The following is an 18,568-nucleotide window of genomic DNA, read 5'->3' as shown; positions in this document are numbered from 1 at the left end:
AATATGGATTTTATTACACAGTCGCTTGGTGGGCTTGTTGATTTTGCCATTTATTTTGCTACATCGATTGGCTTTTTATTGTTGTTTAAGTTTGTTTACACCCGTTTCACTCCGTACGATGAATGGAGCCTAGTTAAAGAAAATAACATGGCTGCTGCGGTTGCATTATCTGGGTCTTTTGTTGGCTATAGCATCTCTATTTCTGGTGCGGCCGCGAACTCCGTTAATATTATCGATTTTGTACTTTGGGGTCTTATCGCATTTATTGCTCAACTGATCGCCTTTGCTTTGGTTCGGTTTCTATTCTTACCAAAGATTGTACAACGAATTGAAAACAACGAAGTGTCTGCTGGTATCGTATTAGCGTCTGTATCGGTTTCGGTCGGTATGTTGAATGCTGCGTGTATGACCTATTAAAAGGGGCTCAATGATGAAACGAAGTCAACGAGTCATACTGCCGTCTATGCGTAAAGATTGGAGTAAAATTAACATTACTCCTTTTGCTGTAGCGGTGAGTGCTGTTGTGATTGCGGGTTGTTCGGACTCTGATCCCGACAATGATGCTCGGATTTATGCCGATATCGAAGATTGCTCTCTTGATAATCCTGGCTATACCGAACAGTGCCAAGCAGCCTATGAAAATGCAGTGAATGAAGCGATGCGTACAGCACCACGCTATGCGTCAGAAAATGATTGTAGGGTGGAGTTTCCTGGGGAAGAGTGCTTTCAGCCAAGAAATACGTCTTGGTTTATCCCTGCGATGGGGGGCTATCTCTTTAGTAAAATGATCAATAATTCTCGTGGTTATTATAGTGAGCCTGTCTATCGTTATGGTGGTTCTTGGTACTCGACGAATGGTCGTTCGTATGGCTCTTATAATAGTGGCTATAATAAAGTAAAGATTAAGACCTCTGAGATGAAAAAAAAGCCAGCCGCAACACGAACCATGTCTCGCGGTGGTTTTGGTTCAACCGTTTCTGCGAAATCCAGTTGGAGTAAAAGTAGCTCGAGTAAGTCCAGTAAATCAAGCTGGGGTGGGTAAAGCCTCATGCTTCGTTTAGACACGAAAGAGCGGCCAAATTGGCGTGACTTGGCTAAGAAGTTTGGTTTTGGCTACCACAGCATGTACGACGAACCTTATTGGGATGAGCGAGCTTATTATCAATTTAGCTTAGAGCAAGTTGAAAGAGATATTGAAGCTCCGACCGAAGAAATCCATCAAATGTGTTTGCAAGTGGTGGACAAGGTCGTCGCTGATGAGAATTTGCTGCGTCGCTTTCAAATACCCCAATCAATGTGGGATAGCGTTGCTGCGTCTTGGAAGCGCAATGAGCCATCGCTTTATTCACGAGTGGATTTTGCATATTCAGGAAAAGGAGATGCAAAACTTCTAGAAAATAACGCAGATACGCCAACAAGTTTATACGAAACGGGTTTTTGGCAGTGGGTTTGGTTGGAAGATAAGGTTAATGCGGGCCAGTTAAGTCGCAATGCAGACCAATTTAATATTCTGCAGGACTACTTAATAGAGCGGTTTCATCAGTTATCTAAGCAACAACCTGGGCAAACTTTGCATTTCTCTTGCTGTAAAGAGACGGAAGAAGACCGAGGAACGGTGCAATATTTAGAAGATTGCGCAAAAGAGGCCGGTTTAGAAACGGCATTCGTGCACATCGAGGATATTGGCATCAATTGTCTTGATGAATTTGTCGATATGAAATCAAAGCCCATTCGGTGGATGTTTAAATTGTATCCATGGGAGTTTATGTTCGACGAAGAATATAGTCGACACCTACCGACCAGTAATATCAATTGGCTCGAGCCGATGTGGAAGTCAATTTTATCCAATAAAGCTTTGCTGCCTCTTCTGTGGAAAATGTTTCCTAACCATCCCAACTTGTTACCTGCTTACTTTATGGATGATGCTAAAGCCTCACAATTAAAAGACTACGTCGTGAAACCGATTTTTTCACGTGAAGGCGCAAATATCTCTATTTTTAAAGGAGGGAAGCAGATTGCAAAAGCGGATGGGCCGTATGGTCAAGAAGGGATGATAGTACAGGCTTATCATCCGCTCCCTGTATTTAATGGGAGTAATACATTGATTGGTAGTTGGTTAGTCAACGACCGAGCGGCAGGTATGTCGATCCGTGAAGATGACAGCTTAATCACCCAAGATTACGCACGTTACATGCCTCATATTATTTTATAAATACCTTGTCAGTTTTTTCATCTGAGTATATTGGCTCTATTTTGTCTGTTTATGGCATACAAAATAGGCCAACAACTACTTAGAGCTCAAATGGTCACAGAATCCCCTAGTCGAATTTCTATCCATGATCTACAATGTTGCAAAATTCTAACTTGAATATTTCAGGAAGAGCTGCATGTACATGAGCACCGATGAGGTACGCCTTGCGTTCCTTAAGTTCTTTGAAAGCAAAGGACACCAAATTGTAGATAGTTCATCATTAGTACCCGCTAATGATCCTACCCTGCTATTCACCAACGCAGGTATGAACCAGTTTAAAGACTGCTTCTTAGGTTTAGAAAAACGTAATTATACTCGTGCGACGACAGCTCAGCGCTGTGTGCGTGCTGGTGGCAAACACAATGACCTAGAAAACGTAGGCTTTACAGCCCGTCACCATACATTCTTTGAAATGTTAGGTAACTTCAGCTTCGGCGATTATTTCAAGCGAGATGCGATCCAATTTGCATGGCAGTTTCTAACAGAAACTCTGCAATTACCGGCTGATCGCTTGCTTGTTACTGTTTATGAAACAGACGATGAAGCGTTTGAAATCTGGAATAAAGAAATTGGTGTTCCTGCTGATCGTATCGTCCGCATTGGCGATAAGAAAGGCGGTAAGGCATACGAATCTGATAACTTCTGGCAGATGGGTGATACTGGTCCTTGTGGTCCTTGTTCTGAAATTTTCTACGATCACGGCGAACATATCTGGGGTGGCCGTCCTGGCACGCCTGAAGAAGATGGCGATCGCTTCATCGAGATCTGGAATAACGTATTCATGCAGTTTAACCGTCAAGCCGACGGAACAATGGAACCGCTACCTAAGCCTTCTGTTGATACCGGTATGGGTATTGAACGTATCTCCGCAATTATGCAAGGTGTGCATTCAAACTACGAAATCGATGTATTCCAAACTTTGATTAAAGCGGCGTCTGAAATCATCGGTCACGAAGATTTATCGAACCAATCATTGCGTGTAGTTGCCGATCACATTCGTTCATGTGCATTCTTGATCGTTGATGGTGTGATGCCATCAAATGAAGGTCGTGGTTATGTATTGCGTCGTATTATTCGCCGTGCGGTTCGTCATGGTAATAAGATTGGAGCACAAGGCGTATTCTTCCATAAGCTGGTCAGCACGTTAATTGACGTGATGGGTACCGCGGGAGAAGAGCTCAAAAAGCAACAAGCAATTGTTGAAAAAGTACTTCGCATCGAAGAAGAGAACTTTGGCCGTACACTAGAGCGTGGCATGGCGATTCTAAATGAAGCGCTGGATGAGCTAGATGGCAAAGAGCTAGATGGCGAGACCGTATTCAAGCTTTACGATACTTACGGCTTCCCTGCTGATTTGACTAATGATGTAGCGCGTGAGCGTGACTTTACAATTGATGAAGCTGGCTTTGAAAAAGCGATGGAAGCTCAACGTAAACGTGCTCGTGAAGCAGGCCAATTTGGTACTGACTATAATGACGTGATTAAAGTTGATACCGACACTGAGTTCTGTGGTTATTCGGCAACAGACGGTCAAGGTACGATCGTCTCAATGTTTGTTGAAGGCAACGAAGTGCAATCTTTGTCTGCTGGCGATAAAGCGATCATCGTCTTAAACCAAACCCCATTCTATGCCGAATCAGGCGGTCAATGTGGTGATGCAGGCTTACTTAAAACTGACACGGGTGTATTCAAAGTAGAAGATACTCAAAAGCTTGGTAATGCGTTTGCCCATCATGGTGAGCTTGTTGAAGGCGTGTTAGCAACTCAAGATACCGTGATGGCTGAAGTCGACGCGACTCGCCGTGCGGCGATTATCTTGAATCACTCAGCGACTCACTTATTGCATTCGGCTCTACGTTTGGTTCTTGGTGAGCACGTGACGCAAAAAGGTTCTCTGGTTAAAGCGGAAGGTCTTCGTTTTGACTTTTCAAACCTGGAAGCGGTAACACCAGCAGAGATACGTGAAGTTGAGCGTTTGGTAAATAACCATGTGCGCCGCAATCACAGCATTGAAACTAACCTAATGGATATCGAATCTGCGAAAGCAAAAGGTGCGATGGCTCTATTTGGTGAAAAGTACGACGAAGAAGTTCGTGTTCTATCAATGGGTGACTTCTCTACCGAGCTGTGTGGTGGTATTCACGCGAACAGCACGGGTGACATTGGTTTATTTAAGATTACCTCTGAAGGTGGTATTGCAGCAGGTATTCGCCGTATTGAAGCAGTAACCGGCGAAGCCGCGTTAGATGCTATCGAAGCTCAACAAACGGCTTATGAAGCTAAGTTGGTTGAATCGGCTAAGAAAGCAAAATCTCTAGAAAAAGAGATTCAGCTGCTTAAAGAAAAAATGGCGGTTGCTGAAAGTGCAAACATTATGGGCCAAGTTAAGGATATCGGCGGAACGAAAGTGCTCGTAGCTGCGCTTGAAGGTGCTGATAACAAAAACTTACGTACCATGGTCGATAATGCTAAAAACCAAGTGGGTAGCGGCATCATCTTAATTGCGAATATTAACGATGGTAAAGTTGGCCTGATTGCGGGTGTAACGAAAGACCTAGTTGGCAAAGTGAAAGCTGGCGAACTGGTTAACATGGTTGCTCAGCAAGTTGGCGGCAAGGGTGGCGGTCGTCCAGACATGGCACAAGCTGGCGGTACGAACCCAGAAGCACTACCAGCAGCACTTGCATCGGTAGAAGCGTGGATAGAAGAGCGCCTGTAAGGGCGCTTTACTCGAATCAATCTCGGGGATAAAAGCCCCAGGAAGGTGAAGTCAAGTGACACGTACTACGCGTGACTCGTTAATTGTTCAAAAATTTGGCGGCACTTCAGTGGGTTCAATTGAACGCATTGAAGCGGTTGCACAACGAGTCATCAAAGCCAAATCTGAAGGCAACCAGTTGGTTGTTGTTGTATCTGCTATGTCTGGTGAGACAAATCGTCTTATGGACTTAGCTCTGCAAGTTGATGCTGTACCTACAGCGCGAGAGCTTGATGTGTTGTTGTCTGCTGGAGAGCAGGTAACAATGGCGCTTCTGGCCATGACACTCAATAAAATGGGCACGTCTGCGGTGTCGATGACTGGCTATCAAGCTGGAATTCAAACCAACGACCAACACAATAATGCGTCTATTAAGCATATTGATACCCAACTGATTGAGGCGTATTTGGATCTGGGTCAGGTAGTTATCGTTGCTGGTTTTCAAGGTATTACCGATGACGGTAATATCAGCACGCTAGGGCGTGGAGGTTCGGATACCACTGCAGTTGCTCTTGCTGGAGCACTAAAAGCTTCAGAATGTCAGATATTTACAGATGTAGATGGGGTTTACACTTGCGATCCAAGAGTGGTGCCGTCTGCGACAAAGTTGGCGACCATCGACTTCCCATGCATGGAAGAAATGGCGCGTAAAGGTGCTAAAGTTCTCCATCTTCCGTCAGTGCAGCACGCTTGGAAACAATGCGTGCCACTACGAGTTTTATCATCGTTTTCACATGATTCCGGTACATTGGTCTGTGGGGAAAAGGGTGAAGATCAGATTTGTGGTTTAGCAATGCAGCAGGACCTCATCTTGGTTCAAGTGTTGTCTGCCGAATTGCATAGTTTGATTAATCAATGCCAGCTTCTTGGTATTGATGTATGGGATGTGTTGAAGACGGAAAACTATCAAGGCGTGATTATCAAACAGAATCAGTTTGCTAAACTCGCTCTAGTTTTGTCCGAAAAAATTTGCGCAAGTAAGAATGTCAGTGCGTTAACCTGCGTTGGTAATGCGGCTCCAGAGCGTTTACATGCTATCCAATCATTATTGAAAAAACATAATGTGGATGTATTTTGGTCAATGAAAACAAAAAACTCTGTGATGTTGCTGATTTGCCCTGAGCAACTTGAGGTTGCAGCGAATCTTGTTCACAATTCCTTTGTTGTTACAAATATAGAGCTTGATGGACACCAAGTGCTTATGGTTTCATGATAGTGTACATGGAATTATTTCGCCCATAGTGGTGTATAGTAGAAAAATATTTTAGAGATTACTCAAGGAGCACAAGAATGCTAATTTTGACTCGCCGCGTAGGTGAAACTCTTATGATCGGTGATGAAGTGACCGTGACTGTATTGGGTGTTAAAGGCAACCAAGTTCGCATCGGTGTTAATGCACCTAAAGAAGTATCTGTTCACCGTGAAGAGATCTACATGCGAATTCAAGCGGAAAAAGGAAACAGTGCCCCAACTCCGGGTACTTACTAATTTCCGAAATGAGGCCAGCTAATGCTGGTCTTTTTTTTATTCAGATTAAGCAAAAAATAGTTCTAAGGCGCAGATAAGTTTAAAATTACAGCTCTTTGGTTAAATACCCAACGGTTAAGTGATTTTTTGCAATTTTTACCAAAAAAATGTTTGACATATTTTGGGTAAATCGTAATATGTGCCTCCGCAAGACGGTGAGGTGGCCGAGAGGCTGAAGGCGCTCCCCTGCTAAGGGAGTATGTGGTTTATAGCCGCATCGAGGGTTCGAATCCCTCCCTCACCGCCATTCTTGCACTGCTTATTTTGAGTTAGCAGCTCGATGATTGAAGCAAATGTTGCGCCCTTAGCTCAGCTGGATAGAGTACCTGGCTACGAACCAGGCGGTCGGAGGTTCGAATCCTCCAGGGCGCACCACTTCCTTTAGCAACGGAAGACTAGCAATACAAGACGGTGAGGTGGCCGAGAGGCTGAAGGCGCTCCCCTGCTAAGGGAGTATGTGGTTTATAGCCGCATCGAGGGTTCGAATCCCTCCCTCACCGCCATTATTGACCTTAGGTCAATTTTTTTGTTCCAATGGAATGAAAGTGTGATATAGTTCACATCCTGTGCGCCCTTAGCTCAGCTGGATAGAGTACCTGGCTACGAACCAGGCGGTCGGAGGTTCGAATCCTCCAGGGCGCACCACTATTTAGGTCATTGACCTTGATATGATTGTCTTTAACTAGAACATCAATATCTAAACCTGTGCGCCCTTAGCTCAGCTGGATAGAGTACCTGGCTACGAACCAGGCGGTCGGAGGTTCGAATCCTCCAGGGCGCACCACTATTTAGGTCTTAGACCTTGATATGATTATCTTTAACTAGAACATCAATATCTAAACCTGTGCGCCCTTAGCTCAGCTGGATAGAGTACCTGGCTACGAACCAGGCGGTCGGAGGTTCGAATCCTCCAGGGCGCACCACTATTTAGGTCTTAGACCTTGATATGATTTTCTTTTAACTAGAACATCAATATCTAAACCTGTGCGCCCTTAGCTCAGCTGGATAGAGTACCTGGCTACGAACCAGGCGGTCGGAGGTTCGAATCCTCCAGGGCGCACCACCTTTTAAAAAGGCTCCGTATCTACGGAGCCTTTTTTGTTTTCATTTCCGCAACAATAATTAAACAAAAAAATCACACTTCGAATTTTATCTCATTGTTTTTAAAAGCCAAAAATCTCTTTTTTTAACTGTATCCCAGTATTAGCATCTTATTTCTTATATCTTGAAAATAGTTCTAGTGACTTACACTAAGAAAGCTTAAGCGAAGAGTAGATTATAGATTTTTTGGCCAGTATCTGCCCGATTTTGTGGCGTATGCTAGAAGGTTCCTTAAACAAAATTGACAAACTTTTACCAATCGAGATAATCCTTACATAGTGTGGTAGTCGTAAATTGAAGAATTTGCAACTATCAACGTTGTCAGGATGACATAGAAAGGAAGCTACATGACAAATATTGGAAGTCTGCTAGGAGATGCGGCGGTACTCATGGTTACAGGTATGAGTGTCGTATTTATCTTCTTAACTATTCTCGTTTACCTTGTTCGATTGATGTCTTCTTTGGTTCCCGAAGATGCGCCTGAGTCGAATACAGCCCCAGTTCGCAAACAAAAAATTTCATCAGACCCTACTGCTGTTAAGCCTCAAGTTGTGGCTGCGATTTCTGCAGCGGTACATCAGTATCGTACAGCAGCAGCTAAGTAGATTTGGTTCAAAATTAAAAGGAGTTAATGAGCATGTCTAAACCACTTGCTATTACGGACGTCGTATTACGTGACGCCCATCAATCGCTATTTGCTACTCGTATGCGTATTGAAGATATGTTGCCAATTGCGGCTGAACTGGACAAGGTCGGCTACTGGTCTCTTGAAACCTGGGGTGGTGCTACGTTTGATTCGTGCATTCGCTTTTTAGGTGAAGATCCGTGGGTTCGTTTGCGCGAGCTGAAAAAAGCAATGCCAAACACACCAATGCAAATGCTGCTGCGTGGCCAGAACTTACTGGGTTACCGCCATTATGCTGATGATGTGGTTACTAAGTTTGTAGAACGAGCACATACCAATGGTATGGATGTATTCCGTATCTTTGATGCCATGAATGACGTGCGTAACTTCCAAACAGCGGTAAAAGCTGCGGTTGATGTTGGCGCTCACGCTCAAGGCACACTCTCATACACAACCAGCCCGGTACATAATCTAGAAGCATGGGTTGACCTTGCCAAGCGTTTGGAAGATTTAGGCTGCAACTCTTTGTGCATTAAAGACATGGCAGGCTTGCTTCGACCTTATGAAGCGGAAGAGCTCATTACTCGCATTAAAGCTTCTTGTGATGTTCCTCTGGCGCTGCATTGCCATGCGACGACGGGTTTGTCGACGGCAACAGCGATAAAGGCCGTAGAAGCCGGCATCGATATCTTAGATACCTCTATTTCATCAATGAGCCAAACATACGGTCATACGCCAACAGAAACTGTTGTGGCTATGCTGGAAGGCACTGAACGTGATACCAACCTTAAGTTAGAGCAAATAGAGCCTATTGCCGCATATTTCCGTGAAGTACGTAAGAAGTACGCTAAGTGGGAAGGTGCAATGAAAGGCATCGACTCACGTATTCTCATTGCTCAGGTTCCTGGCGGCATGTTAACTAACATGGAAGGCCAGCTAAAAGAGCAAGGCGCTGCAGATCGCATTGATGAAGTGCTTGAAGAGATCCCTCGTGTACGTAAAGACTTGGGTTACATTCCACTGGTAACGCCAACGTCTCAAATTGTCGGTACTCAGGCCGTAATCAATGTGCTTACCGGTGAGCGTTATAAAAGCATTACCAAAGAGACAGCCGGCCTACTGAAAGGCGAATACGGTTCAGCTCCTGCTGAGTTAAATAAAGAGCTTCAAGCAAAAGTACTGGAAGGCAAAGATCCGATCACATGCCGTCCTGCAGACTTACTCGAAAATGAACTGGAAGTGCTATCTGCTGAGTTGTTTGAAAAAGCACAAGCCGATGGTATTAAATTGGCTGAAGAGCGAGTAGATGACGTATTAACGTATGCGCTCTTCCCACAAGTGGGTTTGAAATTCCTGAAAAATCGTAATAACCCAGAAGCATTTGAACCGGCACCAACACTTGAAAGTGCCGCTCCTGCAGCAGCACCCGTTGTTGCGCCTTCACAAGGTGGTATCGAAGCATACAGCGTTAAAGTTGATGGCCAAGTTTACGATGTAGAAGTCGGCCCACAAGGTCAACTGACATCGGTGACTCCTGTTGCTAATGCAGCGGCTGCACCTGTTGTCCAGTCAGCGCCTGCTCCTGAGGCTGAGGCTATTAACGCTCAGCTTGCTGGTAATATTTTTAAAGTGAATGTTGAAGCCGGGCACCTCGTTGAAGAGGGCGATGTACTGCTGATCCTAGAAGCGATGAAAATGGAAACGCCAGTGACAGCACCAAGTTCAGGTGTTGTGCAAGGTATTCACGTGAAAGAAGGTGATTCAGTCACTGTTGGCGCACCTTTAGTTAGTATCGCGTAAGGGAGAAACATGGACGGTTTATTGATCTTATGGTCGGAAACAGGGATCGCTAACTTTCAGTTTGGTCAGCTATGCATGATCTTTGTTGGATCGATGTTGTTGTTTTTGGCCATTCGCAAAGGCTTCGAACCTTTGCTTTTGTTACCTATTGGCTTTGGCGCAATCCTAGCGAATATTCCAAATGCGGGCTTCACTGATCCCGGTGGTTTGCTCTATTACGTTTATTATATTGGTATAGAAACTGGGGTCTTCCCGTTGCTGATATTTATGGGCGTAGGGGCAATGACTGATTTTGGTGCCCTAATTGCTAACCCTAAAACCTTATGGTTAGGAGCGGCGGCTCAGTTTGGTATTTTTGCTACGCTATTCGGTGCTATTTTGCTTAACTATGTTCCTGGAATGGAATTTAGCATGGCCGACGCGTCATCGATCGCGATCATCGGCGGAGCAGATGGCCCAACCGCCATTTTCTTAGCAAGCCGTTTGTCTCCTGATTTACTCGGAGCAATTGCGGTTGCCGCGTATAGCTATATGGCATTGGTGCCGATTATTCAGCCACCAATCATGAAGGCACTGACAACACCGGAAGAACGCCAAATCAAAATGGCTCAACTGCGTCACGTTAACAAAGGGGAAAAAATTCTTTTCCCGCTAGCGGTGTTGCTAATGACTATTTTGTTCTTACCATCAGCAACGCCATTGGTAGGCATGTTCTGTTTAGGTAACTTGATGCGTGAAGCGGGTGTGGTTGATCGTCTGTCTAATACGGCGCAAAACGAGCTAATTAATATTGTAACGATCTTCTTAGGCTTAGGTGTGGGTTCTAAACTTCAGGCAGACCAATTCCTGAATGTTGAAACTCTTGGTATTTTAGCGCTTGGTGCGGTGGCCTTTAGTATAGGTACTGGTGCAGGTGTTTTGATGGCTAAGTTGCTGAACAAATACTCGAAAGAAGACATAAACCCATTGATTGGCGCTGCAGGTGTTTCTGCTGTACCAATGGCAGCACGAGTCGTGAATAAAGTTGGCCTTGAAGCTAACCCACAAAACTTCTTGTTGATGCATGCGATGGGGCCAAACGTTGCAGGTGTATTAGGTTCAGCCGTTGCTGCGGGTATCTTGCTTGCTTTAGCGGGTTAAATAATCTGCTAAATTGCGACCTGATGGTTAACGTAGTTTAATAAAATGGTATATATTCAAAGGGATGCTTTTGCATCCCTTTATTATTTTTAGCGCAAAGGGCCCCAGTGTATGACGGACAACAAAAGAGTCGTAATAACGGAATTCGGCGATGCTGATACGTTAGCTATTCAAACTGCTGCGATACCAACGCCCAAACCGGGTGAAGTGGTAGTTCAAGTCTGCTTTGCTGGCGTGAATCCGATAGACGTAAAAACGCGAGCAGGTCTTGGTTGGGCTGCTGCTGAAAACAAAGACAAATTGCCATGGACGCCGGGTTATGACATTTCCGGAAAAATTGTCGTTTTAGGTGATGGTGCTGAGCAATTTGAAGTGGGTGACTTAGTGGCTGGTTTTATTGGTTTCCCATTACAAGGTGGTGGTTATAGCCAATATTTAAGCCTGGATGAAAAAGCCTTAAGTCGTGTACCTGATGCCGTTACTCTAGAGGCTGCCGCGGTACTTCCTTTAGCGGGTCAAACGGCGGCACAAGCACTGACAAAAGCAGAAGTCGGTGCCAACGATCGCGTATTGATCTTGGCTGGTGCTGGTGGCGTTGGGCATTTGGCGGTGCAAATTGCTGTCGCAGCACAAGCTGAAGTGTACACAACCTGCAGTGAATCCAACTTAGATTATCTTGCCACACTTGGCGCTCATGCTATCAACTACCAGTTTGCGCCTGTTTCAGAGCGCGTTGAGGATGTTGATGTATTGATTGATTTAGTCGGCGGAGACGCCGCGTTAGATGCGCTCAAGTGCTTAAAAGATAATGCTAGAGTCGTCACCGTACCTACGTTAACAGCCGAACTTATTTGCGAAAAAGCTCAAATGCTTGGGTTTAAAGCGACCGGTATGTTAGTGGAGGCCGATCCTGAGCAACTTGATACTATGCTATACATGGTTAGCGTTGGAATATTAAAAACTGAGATCCAGAAAATATATCCTTTCTCTTCGGTTTCTGATGCTCATCGTCAAGTCGAAACTGGTCGTACTCGAGGCAAGGTATTACTTGATATGCAGTGCTAGCGACTTTCGTTGAATGGTTAAGCGAGTCGGCGTTATGGGTATTGTTCTCGACGGGGTTTCTCAGTGCAACGTTGCTTCCCGGAGGCTCAGAAGCCGCACTCATCGCAATACTTAAACTTGGCCACTATGATGTGGCCGAGATCATTTTGGTCGCGACACTCGGTAACACACTGGGTGGCCTGACTAATTATTGGATAGGAATTCTTCTTCCAAATCGAACCCAATCCGAAAAACATGGTCATAAAGCTTTGAAGTGGTTAGAGCGCTATGGCTATTGGACTCTATTACTCAGTTGGTTGCCGGTGATTGGCGACCCTTTATGTTTAGCCGCTGGTTGGCTAAGAATGAAATTTATCCCCTGCGTCATATTAATTGCGATGGGTAAAGCCCTTCGCTATGCGGTGTTGACCGCAGCATTCTATGGCGTTTTTTAAGGAGTTGTTATGAGACAAATTTGGTTAGGCAGTTCGTTAGCCCTATTCCTTGCTGGCTGTTCCAGTGTTTCCCCCGTCTCTTTTTTTTCGTCTGTACCTGATGGTTTCACCTTAATAGAACAGGTTTCGTCAGAGCCGGGTAAGGCGATCATCCCTTATTCTAAGTATCAATTAGACAACGGACTCACGGTGATTTTAGCGCCTGATGAATCAGACCCTTTAGTCCACGTTGATGTGACTTACCACGTTGGCTCTGCCAGAGAGGACATTGGTAAGTCGGGCTTCGCTCATTTCTTTGAACACATGATGTTTCAGGGTTCAGAGCATGTCGGCGATCAAGAGCACTTTCGTATAATCACCGAAGCGGGTGGTACGTTAAACGGCACCACAAATAGAGACAGAACCAACTATTTTGAAACGGTACCTGCAAACCAGCTAGAAAAAATGTTGTGGTTAGAGTCTGATCGTATGGGCTTTTTATTGGATGCGGTGTCGCAAAAGAAATTTGAAATTCAGCGTGATACGGTTAAAAACGAGCGAGCACAAAACTATGATAACCGACCGTATGGATTGATGTGGGAACGTATAGGTGAAGCTATGTACCCTGAAGGTCACCCATATTCTTGGCAAACCATTGGCTATGTAGAAGATCTCGATCGTGTGGATGTGAACGATCTTAAAGCATTCTTTTTACGCTGGTATGGCCCTAATAACGCCACGATCACCATTGGTGGTGATATCGATAAGCAACAAACTCTAGAGTGGATTGCACAATACTTTGGCGAGATCCCAAAAGGGCCTGAAGTCGATTTTGCTCCAAAAGTACCAGCTAAGTTAGAAAAGCAGAAATTCATAACGTTGCAAGACAGAGTTCAACAACCTATGTTGGTGATGAGCTGGCCTACCACCTATATGGGGGGAGATGACCAAGCGTCATTGGACGTACTGTCCACGGTATTGGGGGATGGAAAAAACAGCCTGCTATATAAAGAGTTTGTTGAATCAGGCAAAGCGGTCAGCGCAGGTGCATTCCAAGATTGTGCTGAGTTAGCCTGTACGTTTAATGTTTACTTGATGGGCAACGCTAATACATCGTTGGCGCCGCTTTATGGTCAGTTGTCTAAGACGTTGGATACTTTCGGTCTTGATGATATTTCGCAAGATCAATTAGATGCGTTACTTGGCCGAGCCGAAGCCAGTACCGTCTTTGGTTTGGAAAGTGTGCGCGGAAAAGTGTCGCAATTAGCTGAAAATGAAACCTTCTATGGCCAGCCAAACAGAATGGAAACTGAGCTTGCTCAACTTAGGGCGGTAACGCCTAACTCGATCAATGAGGCTTATCAGCAATACATCCATTCGAAACCGTTTGTGGCGTTAAGTGTGGTGCCTAAAGGCAAGCTTGATTTAGTCGCAAAGCCTGAGACTTTCGTTACCCCAGCGAGAACGTTGCCTAAATATGAAAAAGTGAAACAAAGCGATTTAGCGTTCCGGCCAACCCCGAATACCTTTGATCGTAATATCATGCCGGATGTGGCTGGCAGCGTGAAAGGCACGATGCCAGAGCTGTACAAACTGTACTTAGACAATGGCATTGAAGTGCTGGGTACGGTGACCGATGAAACACCGACGGTTCAGTTACAAATTGAACTTCCAGCAGGTAAACGATACGTACCCGTTGGCAAAGAAGGCGTTGCAGGTTTAACGGCAGCTATGATGCATGAAGGAACAACGAAAAGAGATTATGCGAGAATTGAAACTGAGCTTGATAAGCTTGGTAGTAGCATAAGCTTTAACGATGGGGGCTACACCAGTACGATTTACGTGTCGAGTTTGGAAAAAAACTTAACCGCCACGTTGACTATATTACAAGAAATGTTGTTCGAGCCTGCATTTGATCAAGCAGATTTTGACCGAGTTAAGCAGCAAAGCTTACAGGGCTTAGTCTATGAACATCAGAAACCAGGATGGCTAGCAGCTCAAGCGACACGAATGGTTCTGTTCGGTGACAGCATCTTTAGTCGTGCAAGTGATGGGACTCAAGCATCGCTAGAAGGCCTTACTCTCGATGACGTAAAAGCGTTTTACCAGCAACATTATACTCCGCAGGGCGCTCAGGTTGTCGTAGTAGGAGATATTGATAAACGACATATAGAGCAAGAACTGTCGTTTTTAAATCAATGGCAGGGGCCCACTGCGCCATTGTTTACTCCGCAAGTTATCCCTGCGGTTGAAGACCAAGCGATTTACTTAGTTGATAAACCCAATTCACCTCAGAGTGTGGTGCGTTTGGTTAGACAAGGCATGCCCTTTGACGCCACCGGAGAGTTGTATCTGACTCAGTTAGCGAATTTTAACTTAGCGGGTAACTTTAATAGCAGAATTAATCAGAACTTGCGTGAAGACAAGGGCTATACCTACGGTGCCAATGGGTACCTGTATGGTCAGCGAGAAACGGGAGCTGTTGTGTTCAGTGCCCAAGTTCGAGCTGATTCTACCGCCCCTGCGATTCAAGAGTTCATTAATGAAATGAACGAGTTTTCCATTGATGGCGTGACAGAAAAAGAGCTGGATTTCATGAAACTGTCTATTGGCCAGCGTGATGCTCTGATCTACGAAACACCATCGAAAAAAGCGCAATTGCTGAGTGGTATTTTAACTTATTCATTGGATGACGATTACTTAGAGCAGCGAGATAACATCTTGCAGCAAGTTGATAAAGCAACGATTGATAAGGCTGCGAGTAAGTGGTTTGACCCGAGCCAGTATCAGATCATCGTCGTTGGTGACGCAGCGCGCTTAAAGTCTGAGTTAAAGAATTTGGGATTACCGATTAGAATGCTTGAAATTGCGCCATAAAGGCCGCATAACGTAGTAGTATTCTAGTTTGCCGTTGTACTGTGATTGATGAAACATGCAGTCACAGGTTAACGGCAGGGCTCACCTGATATTGATTTAGCTATTCATTTTAGTTGCTATTCATTAGTGACAATGATTATTCTAACCAGATCCTAACTTGAGAAGTGACGCAGTTTTGACTGATTTTGCTAAGCGACTAAATAAAGTGGCTACTAACCCATCAATTTTCCTTCAATATGGACGAGGCGTAGAGCGTGAAACATTACGTTATTACGGTGATGGCCAGTTAGCGTTGACGCCGCATCCATCTGGTTTAGGTTCAGCCTTGACCAATAAATGGGTGACGACGGATTATTCAGAGTCATTACTGGAGTTCATTACCCCTGTATCTCATTCAGTAACTGAGCTTATGGGGCAACTTGCCGACATCCATCATTTTACCCAAAAACAGATGGGTAACGAAAAATTGTGGCCGTTGTCTATGCCATGTTTTGTGGCAGACCAAGATGATATACCTCTTGCCCAATACGGCAGTTCTAACAACGGTCGGATGAAGACTTTGTACCGCCAGGGCTTAAAGCAGCGCTATGGCAGCTTGATGCAGGTGATATCTGGGGTTCACTTTAATTTCTCGTTTCCAGATTCGTTTTGGGACTCTTTACTGGGTGAGCAGACGGCAGCAGAACGTCAAGACAGTAAGTCTGAAGCTTACTTTGATCTGATCAGAAATTATTATCGTTTTGGTTGGATGATCCCATTCTTCTTCGGTGCATCACCTGCGTTGTGTTCTTCGTTTGTGAAAGATCGTGAAAGCACGTTGCCGTTTGAAAACATTAATGGCTCGCTGTTCCTACCGAATGCAACAGCATTGCGTTTGAGCGATTTAGGCTATACCAATAGTGCTCAAAGTGAGTTGAAAATTGGTTTTAACAGCATCGATGAATATCTTACTGGTTTGAATGCAGCCATTCGAACGCCATCGGATGACTTTGCTAAGTTAGGTGTAAAGGAAAACGGTGAATACCGTCAGCTTAACAGTAATGTGTTGCAAATCGAAAACGAGCTATATGCACCGATCAGACCAAAGCGCGTTGCTCGTTCAAACGAAAAGCCATCACAAGCTTTACAACGCGGCGGAGTTGAATACATTGAAGTGCGTTCATTAGATGTAAACCCATTTAGTTCGGTTGGTGTAACTAAAGAGCAAGTTCGATTCTTAGATTTATTCCTGACGTGGAGCATTTTGTCAGACTCTGATCCTATGGATAGCTGTGAGCAGAAATGCTGGCATGACAACTGGGAAAAAGTGATTCTGGAAGGGCGTAAGCCTGGTTTAGAGCTACAAATCGGGTGTTGTGGTGAAAGATTGTCACTGCAAGATTGGGCACACCGAGTGTTTGATGACTTAGAAGAAATCGCTAAAGTCATGGATGCTGCACACGGCAGTACAGAATATATCGACGTATGTCGTCAGCTTCGTTCATGGATTGATAATCCAGAGAAAACAATTTCCGGTCAGCTTCTTGATTACATAAAGAAAAACAAAGGAATGAAAGCGACGGGTGATAAGCTGGGTTCACTGTATAAAGATTTACATCTGAACCACAAATACAGCGAGTACTCAGAACTGTTAATGCAAGACGAAGCACAACGCTCAACTGCAGAACAGAAGCAAATTGAAGGTGATGAAACGGTTGAGTTTGAAGCATTCTTAACAGAGTATTTTTCTTATCTAAATGAGTAATGTAGGGTGTTCATGACAAGGACTGCAGGACGAATTCTTATTATCGCTGCATTAGCGGTGTTAGTCGCTGGGTGTGCAACCGCACCTCCCAAGAAACAAAGTAATCTTTGCGATATATTTCGTGAAAAGCCGAGCTGGTATGATGATGCACTCGCAATGGAAGAAGAGTGGGGAACCCCTGTTCATGTTGCGATGGCGTTTGTGAAGCAAGAAAGCAGCTTTATCCATGATGCTCGTCCACCGAAAGATTATGTGCTCGGCTTTATTCCTTGGGGGCGAGTGAGCAGTGCCTATGGTTATGCGCAAGCCCAAGACCCGGCTTGGAGTGATTTTCAAAAAGCCACCAGTCATGGTGGCTCTCGCACTAATTTTGATGATTCGATGATGTTTATAGGCTGGTACACCAGTGAAACACAGCGACAATTGAAAATATCGAAATGGGACGCCTACAATCAGTATTTGGCGTATCACGAAGGTCGTGGTGGTTATAAACGTAAAAGTTACACTAAGAAACCGTCATTGATTAAGGTTGCACGAAAAGTCGAGCAGCAAGCAAAAACATACGGCTGGCAATTGAAACAATGCCGCGAAGAGTTGGATGACAATCGCAGTTGGTTTTTTTAACATAAACGAATAAAACTAACGGCAGCGGATGAATCCAAGCAGAATAACAATAGAGTTAGGAGAAGGAAGACCATGCCACTATTAGACAGCTTTACCGTAGATCACACTCGAATGCACGCTCCTGCAGTACGCGTAGCCAAAACAATGCAAACCCCAAAAGGTGATACGATTACCGTATTCGACTTACGTTTTTGTGTGCCAAATAAAGAGATTTTGTCTGAAAATGGCATTCACACGCTAGAGCACCTTTATGCTGGTTTCATGCGAGCGCACCTAAATGGCAGTAACGTTGAAATCATCGATATTTCACCGATGGGGTGTCGTACCGGTTTTTACATGAGCTTAATCGGAACACCGTCAGAGCAACAAGTTGCTGATTCTTGGCTAGCGGCAATGGAAGATGTGCTTAAAGTTGAAAACCAAAACAAAATCCCGGAACTAAACGAATACCAATGCGGTACAGCAGGCATGCACTCGCTAGACGAAGCGAAAGAAATCGCACAAGCCATCATTGCGGCTGGCATTGCTGTAAACAAAAATGATGAACTAGCCCTTCCGGAATCTATGCTGAAAGAGCTTAAGGTTTAAGTGCTAAAAGCTAAAAGCTAAGTGCTAAAAGCGAAGTACTAAAAGCTAAGTATGA

Annotated in this window: 15 protein-coding genes and 7 tRNA genes; all 22 read left to right on the top strand. The window is 44.7% G+C overall.

Annotation, left to right across the window (positions count from 1 at the left end):
- The first annotated feature begins 3 nt into the window (after positions 1–3).
- The 22 genes from QWZ04_RS15195 to luxS all read left to right on the top strand — a co-directional run bounded on the left by QWZ04_RS15195 (position 4) and on the right by luxS (position 18,513).
- A complete protein-coding gene (locus QWZ04_RS15195) occupies positions 4–417 on the top strand; it encodes a DUF350 domain-containing protein (protein WP_290329097.1) in 414 nt (137 codons plus the stop codon).
- 10 nt (positions 418–427) lie between these two features.
- Positions 428–1,042 (top strand): DUF1190 domain-containing protein, encoded by a 615-nt coding sequence (locus QWZ04_RS15190; RefSeq protein WP_290329096.1) that lies wholly within the window; start codon positions 428–430, stop codon positions 1,040–1,042.
- A 6-nt stretch (positions 1,043–1,048) separates the two neighbouring features.
- Positions 1,049–2,212 carry a glutathionylspermidine synthase family protein gene (locus QWZ04_RS15185; RefSeq protein WP_290329095.1) on the top strand — a complete coding sequence of 388 codons (1,164 nt, stop codon included), beginning with the start codon at positions 1,049–1,051 and terminating at the stop codon, positions 2,210–2,212.
- Between the two features lie 175 nt (positions 2,213–2,387).
- Entirely contained in the window at positions 2,388–4,970 is a 2,583-nt protein-coding gene (alaS, locus tag QWZ04_RS15180) for an alanine--tRNA ligase (protein WP_290329094.1), read from the top strand.
- Between the two features lie 55 nt (positions 4,971–5,025).
- Positions 5,026–6,222: an aspartate kinase gene (locus tag QWZ04_RS15175; protein WP_290329093.1), complete on the top strand. Its 1,197-nt coding sequence runs from the start codon at positions 5,026–5,028 to the stop codon at positions 6,220–6,222.
- A 77-nt stretch (positions 6,223–6,299) separates the two neighbouring features.
- On the top strand, positions 6,300–6,497 hold the full coding sequence (gene csrA / locus QWZ04_RS15170) for a carbon storage regulator CsrA (RefSeq protein WP_290329092.1): 198 nt from the start codon (positions 6,300–6,302) through the stop codon (positions 6,495–6,497).
- A gap of 193 nt (positions 6,498–6,690) precedes the next feature.
- Positions 6,691–6,783: transfer RNA gene (locus QWZ04_RS15165), tRNA-Ser, on the top strand.
- 51 nt (positions 6,784–6,834) lie between these two features.
- Positions 6,835–6,911, top strand: a tRNA-Arg gene (locus QWZ04_RS15160).
- Between the two features lie 35 nt (positions 6,912–6,946).
- Positions 6,947–7,039 (top strand) — tRNA-Ser (locus QWZ04_RS15155).
- 65 nt (positions 7,040–7,104) lie between these two features.
- Positions 7,105–7,181, top strand: a tRNA-Arg gene (locus tag QWZ04_RS15150).
- Positions 7,182–7,243: 62 nt separating this feature from the next.
- Positions 7,244–7,320: transfer RNA gene (locus QWZ04_RS15145), tRNA-Arg, on the top strand.
- Positions 7,321–7,382: 62 nt separating this feature from the next.
- A tRNA-Arg gene (locus QWZ04_RS15140) sits at positions 7,383–7,459 on the top strand.
- A 63-nt stretch (positions 7,460–7,522) separates the two neighbouring features.
- Positions 7,523–7,599, top strand: a tRNA-Arg gene (locus QWZ04_RS15135).
- A 385-nt stretch (positions 7,600–7,984) separates the two neighbouring features.
- The gene (locus tag QWZ04_RS15130) at positions 7,985–8,242 is read left to right on the top strand and encodes an oxaloacetate decarboxylase subunit gamma (protein ID WP_290329091.1); all 258 of its coding nucleotides are present in this window, start codon (positions 7,985–7,987) and stop codon (positions 8,240–8,242) included.
- 32 nt (positions 8,243–8,274) lie between these two features.
- Positions 8,275–10,062 (top strand): sodium-extruding oxaloacetate decarboxylase subunit alpha, encoded by a 1,788-nt coding sequence (oadA, locus tag QWZ04_RS15125; RefSeq protein WP_290329090.1) that lies wholly within the window; start codon positions 8,275–8,277, stop codon positions 10,060–10,062.
- 9 nt (positions 10,063–10,071) lie between these two features.
- Entirely contained in the window at positions 10,072–11,202 is a 1,131-nt protein-coding gene (locus QWZ04_RS15120) for a sodium ion-translocating decarboxylase subunit beta (RefSeq protein ID WP_290329089.1), read from the top strand.
- A gap of 111 nt (positions 11,203–11,313) precedes the next feature.
- Positions 11,314–12,267, top strand: a complete 954-nt coding sequence (locus QWZ04_RS15115; protein WP_290329088.1) for an NADP-dependent oxidoreductase — start codon at positions 11,314–11,316, stop codon at positions 12,265–12,267.
- Complete coding sequence (locus QWZ04_RS15110) at positions 12,261–12,701, top strand: YqaA family protein (RefSeq protein ID WP_290329087.1); 441 nt, start codon at positions 12,261–12,263, stop codon at positions 12,699–12,701. The genes QWZ04_RS15115 and QWZ04_RS15110 overlap by 7 nt, the downstream gene beginning before the upstream one ends.
- A gap of 9 nt (positions 12,702–12,710) precedes the next feature.
- Positions 12,711–15,557, top strand: coding sequence for a M16 family metallopeptidase (locus tag QWZ04_RS15105; protein ID WP_290329086.1), 2,847 nt, complete (start codon positions 12,711–12,713; stop codon positions 15,555–15,557).
- 175 nt (positions 15,558–15,732) lie between these two features.
- Complete coding sequence (gshA, locus tag QWZ04_RS15100) at positions 15,733–17,301, top strand: glutamate--cysteine ligase (protein WP_290329085.1); 1,569 nt, start codon at positions 15,733–15,735, stop codon at positions 17,299–17,301.
- Between the two features lie 12 nt (positions 17,302–17,313).
- The gene (locus QWZ04_RS15095; RefSeq protein ID WP_290329084.1) at positions 17,314–17,925 is read left to right on the top strand and encodes a transglycosylase SLT domain-containing protein; all 612 of its coding nucleotides are present in this window, start codon (positions 17,314–17,316) and stop codon (positions 17,923–17,925) included.
- A gap of 72 nt (positions 17,926–17,997) precedes the next feature.
- On the top strand, positions 17,998–18,513 hold the full coding sequence (gene luxS, locus QWZ04_RS15090; protein WP_290329083.1) for an S-ribosylhomocysteine lyase: 516 nt from the start codon (positions 17,998–18,000) through the stop codon (positions 18,511–18,513).
- The last annotated feature ends 55 nt before the right edge of the window (positions 18,514–18,568 follow it).

The sequence above is a fragment of the Vibrio tapetis subsp. quintayensis genome, from assembly GCF_030409945.1.
Classification (GTDB): domain Bacteria; phylum Pseudomonadota; class Gammaproteobacteria; order Enterobacterales; family Vibrionaceae; genus Vibrio; species Vibrio quintayensis.
Note: the sequence above shows the minus strand (reverse complement) of the source record. Positions and strands in the feature narration are given on the sequence as shown.

What these genes read in the sequence shown, in the direction of transcription:
- QWZ04_RS15195 (WP_290329097.1), top strand. Translation starts at nt 4, where the DNA reads ATGGATTTTATTACACAGTCGCTTGGTGGGCTTGTTGATTTTGCCATT.
- QWZ04_RS15190 (WP_290329096.1), top strand. Translation starts at nt 428, where the DNA reads ATGATGAAACGAAGTCAACGAGTCATACTGCCGTCTATGCGTAAAGAT.
- QWZ04_RS15185 (WP_290329095.1), top strand. Translation starts at nt 1,049, where the DNA reads ATGCTTCGTTTAGACACGAAAGAGCGGCCAAATTGGCGTGACTTGGCT.
- alaS (WP_290329094.1), top strand. Translation starts at nt 2,388, where the DNA reads ATGTACATGAGCACCGATGAGGTACGCCTTGCGTTCCTTAAGTTCTTT.
- csrA (WP_290329092.1), top strand. Translation starts at nt 6,300, where the DNA reads ATGCTAATTTTGACTCGCCGCGTAGGTGAAACTCTTATGATCGGTGAT.
- QWZ04_RS15130 (WP_290329091.1), top strand. Translation starts at nt 7,985, where the DNA reads ATGACAAATATTGGAAGTCTGCTAGGAGATGCGGCGGTACTCATGGTT.
- oadA (WP_290329090.1), top strand. Translation starts at nt 8,275, where the DNA reads ATGTCTAAACCACTTGCTATTACGGACGTCGTATTACGTGACGCCCAT.
- QWZ04_RS15120 (WP_290329089.1), top strand. Translation starts at nt 10,072, where the DNA reads ATGGACGGTTTATTGATCTTATGGTCGGAAACAGGGATCGCTAACTTT.
- QWZ04_RS15115 (WP_290329088.1), top strand. Translation starts at nt 11,314, where the DNA reads ATGACGGACAACAAAAGAGTCGTAATAACGGAATTCGGCGATGCTGAT.
- QWZ04_RS15105 (WP_290329086.1), top strand. Translation starts at nt 12,711, where the DNA reads ATGAGACAAATTTGGTTAGGCAGTTCGTTAGCCCTATTCCTTGCTGGC.
- QWZ04_RS15095 (WP_290329084.1), top strand. Translation starts at nt 17,314, where the DNA reads ATGACAAGGACTGCAGGACGAATTCTTATTATCGCTGCATTAGCGGTG.
- luxS (WP_290329083.1), top strand. Translation starts at nt 17,998, where the DNA reads ATGCCACTATTAGACAGCTTTACCGTAGATCACACTCGAATGCACGCT.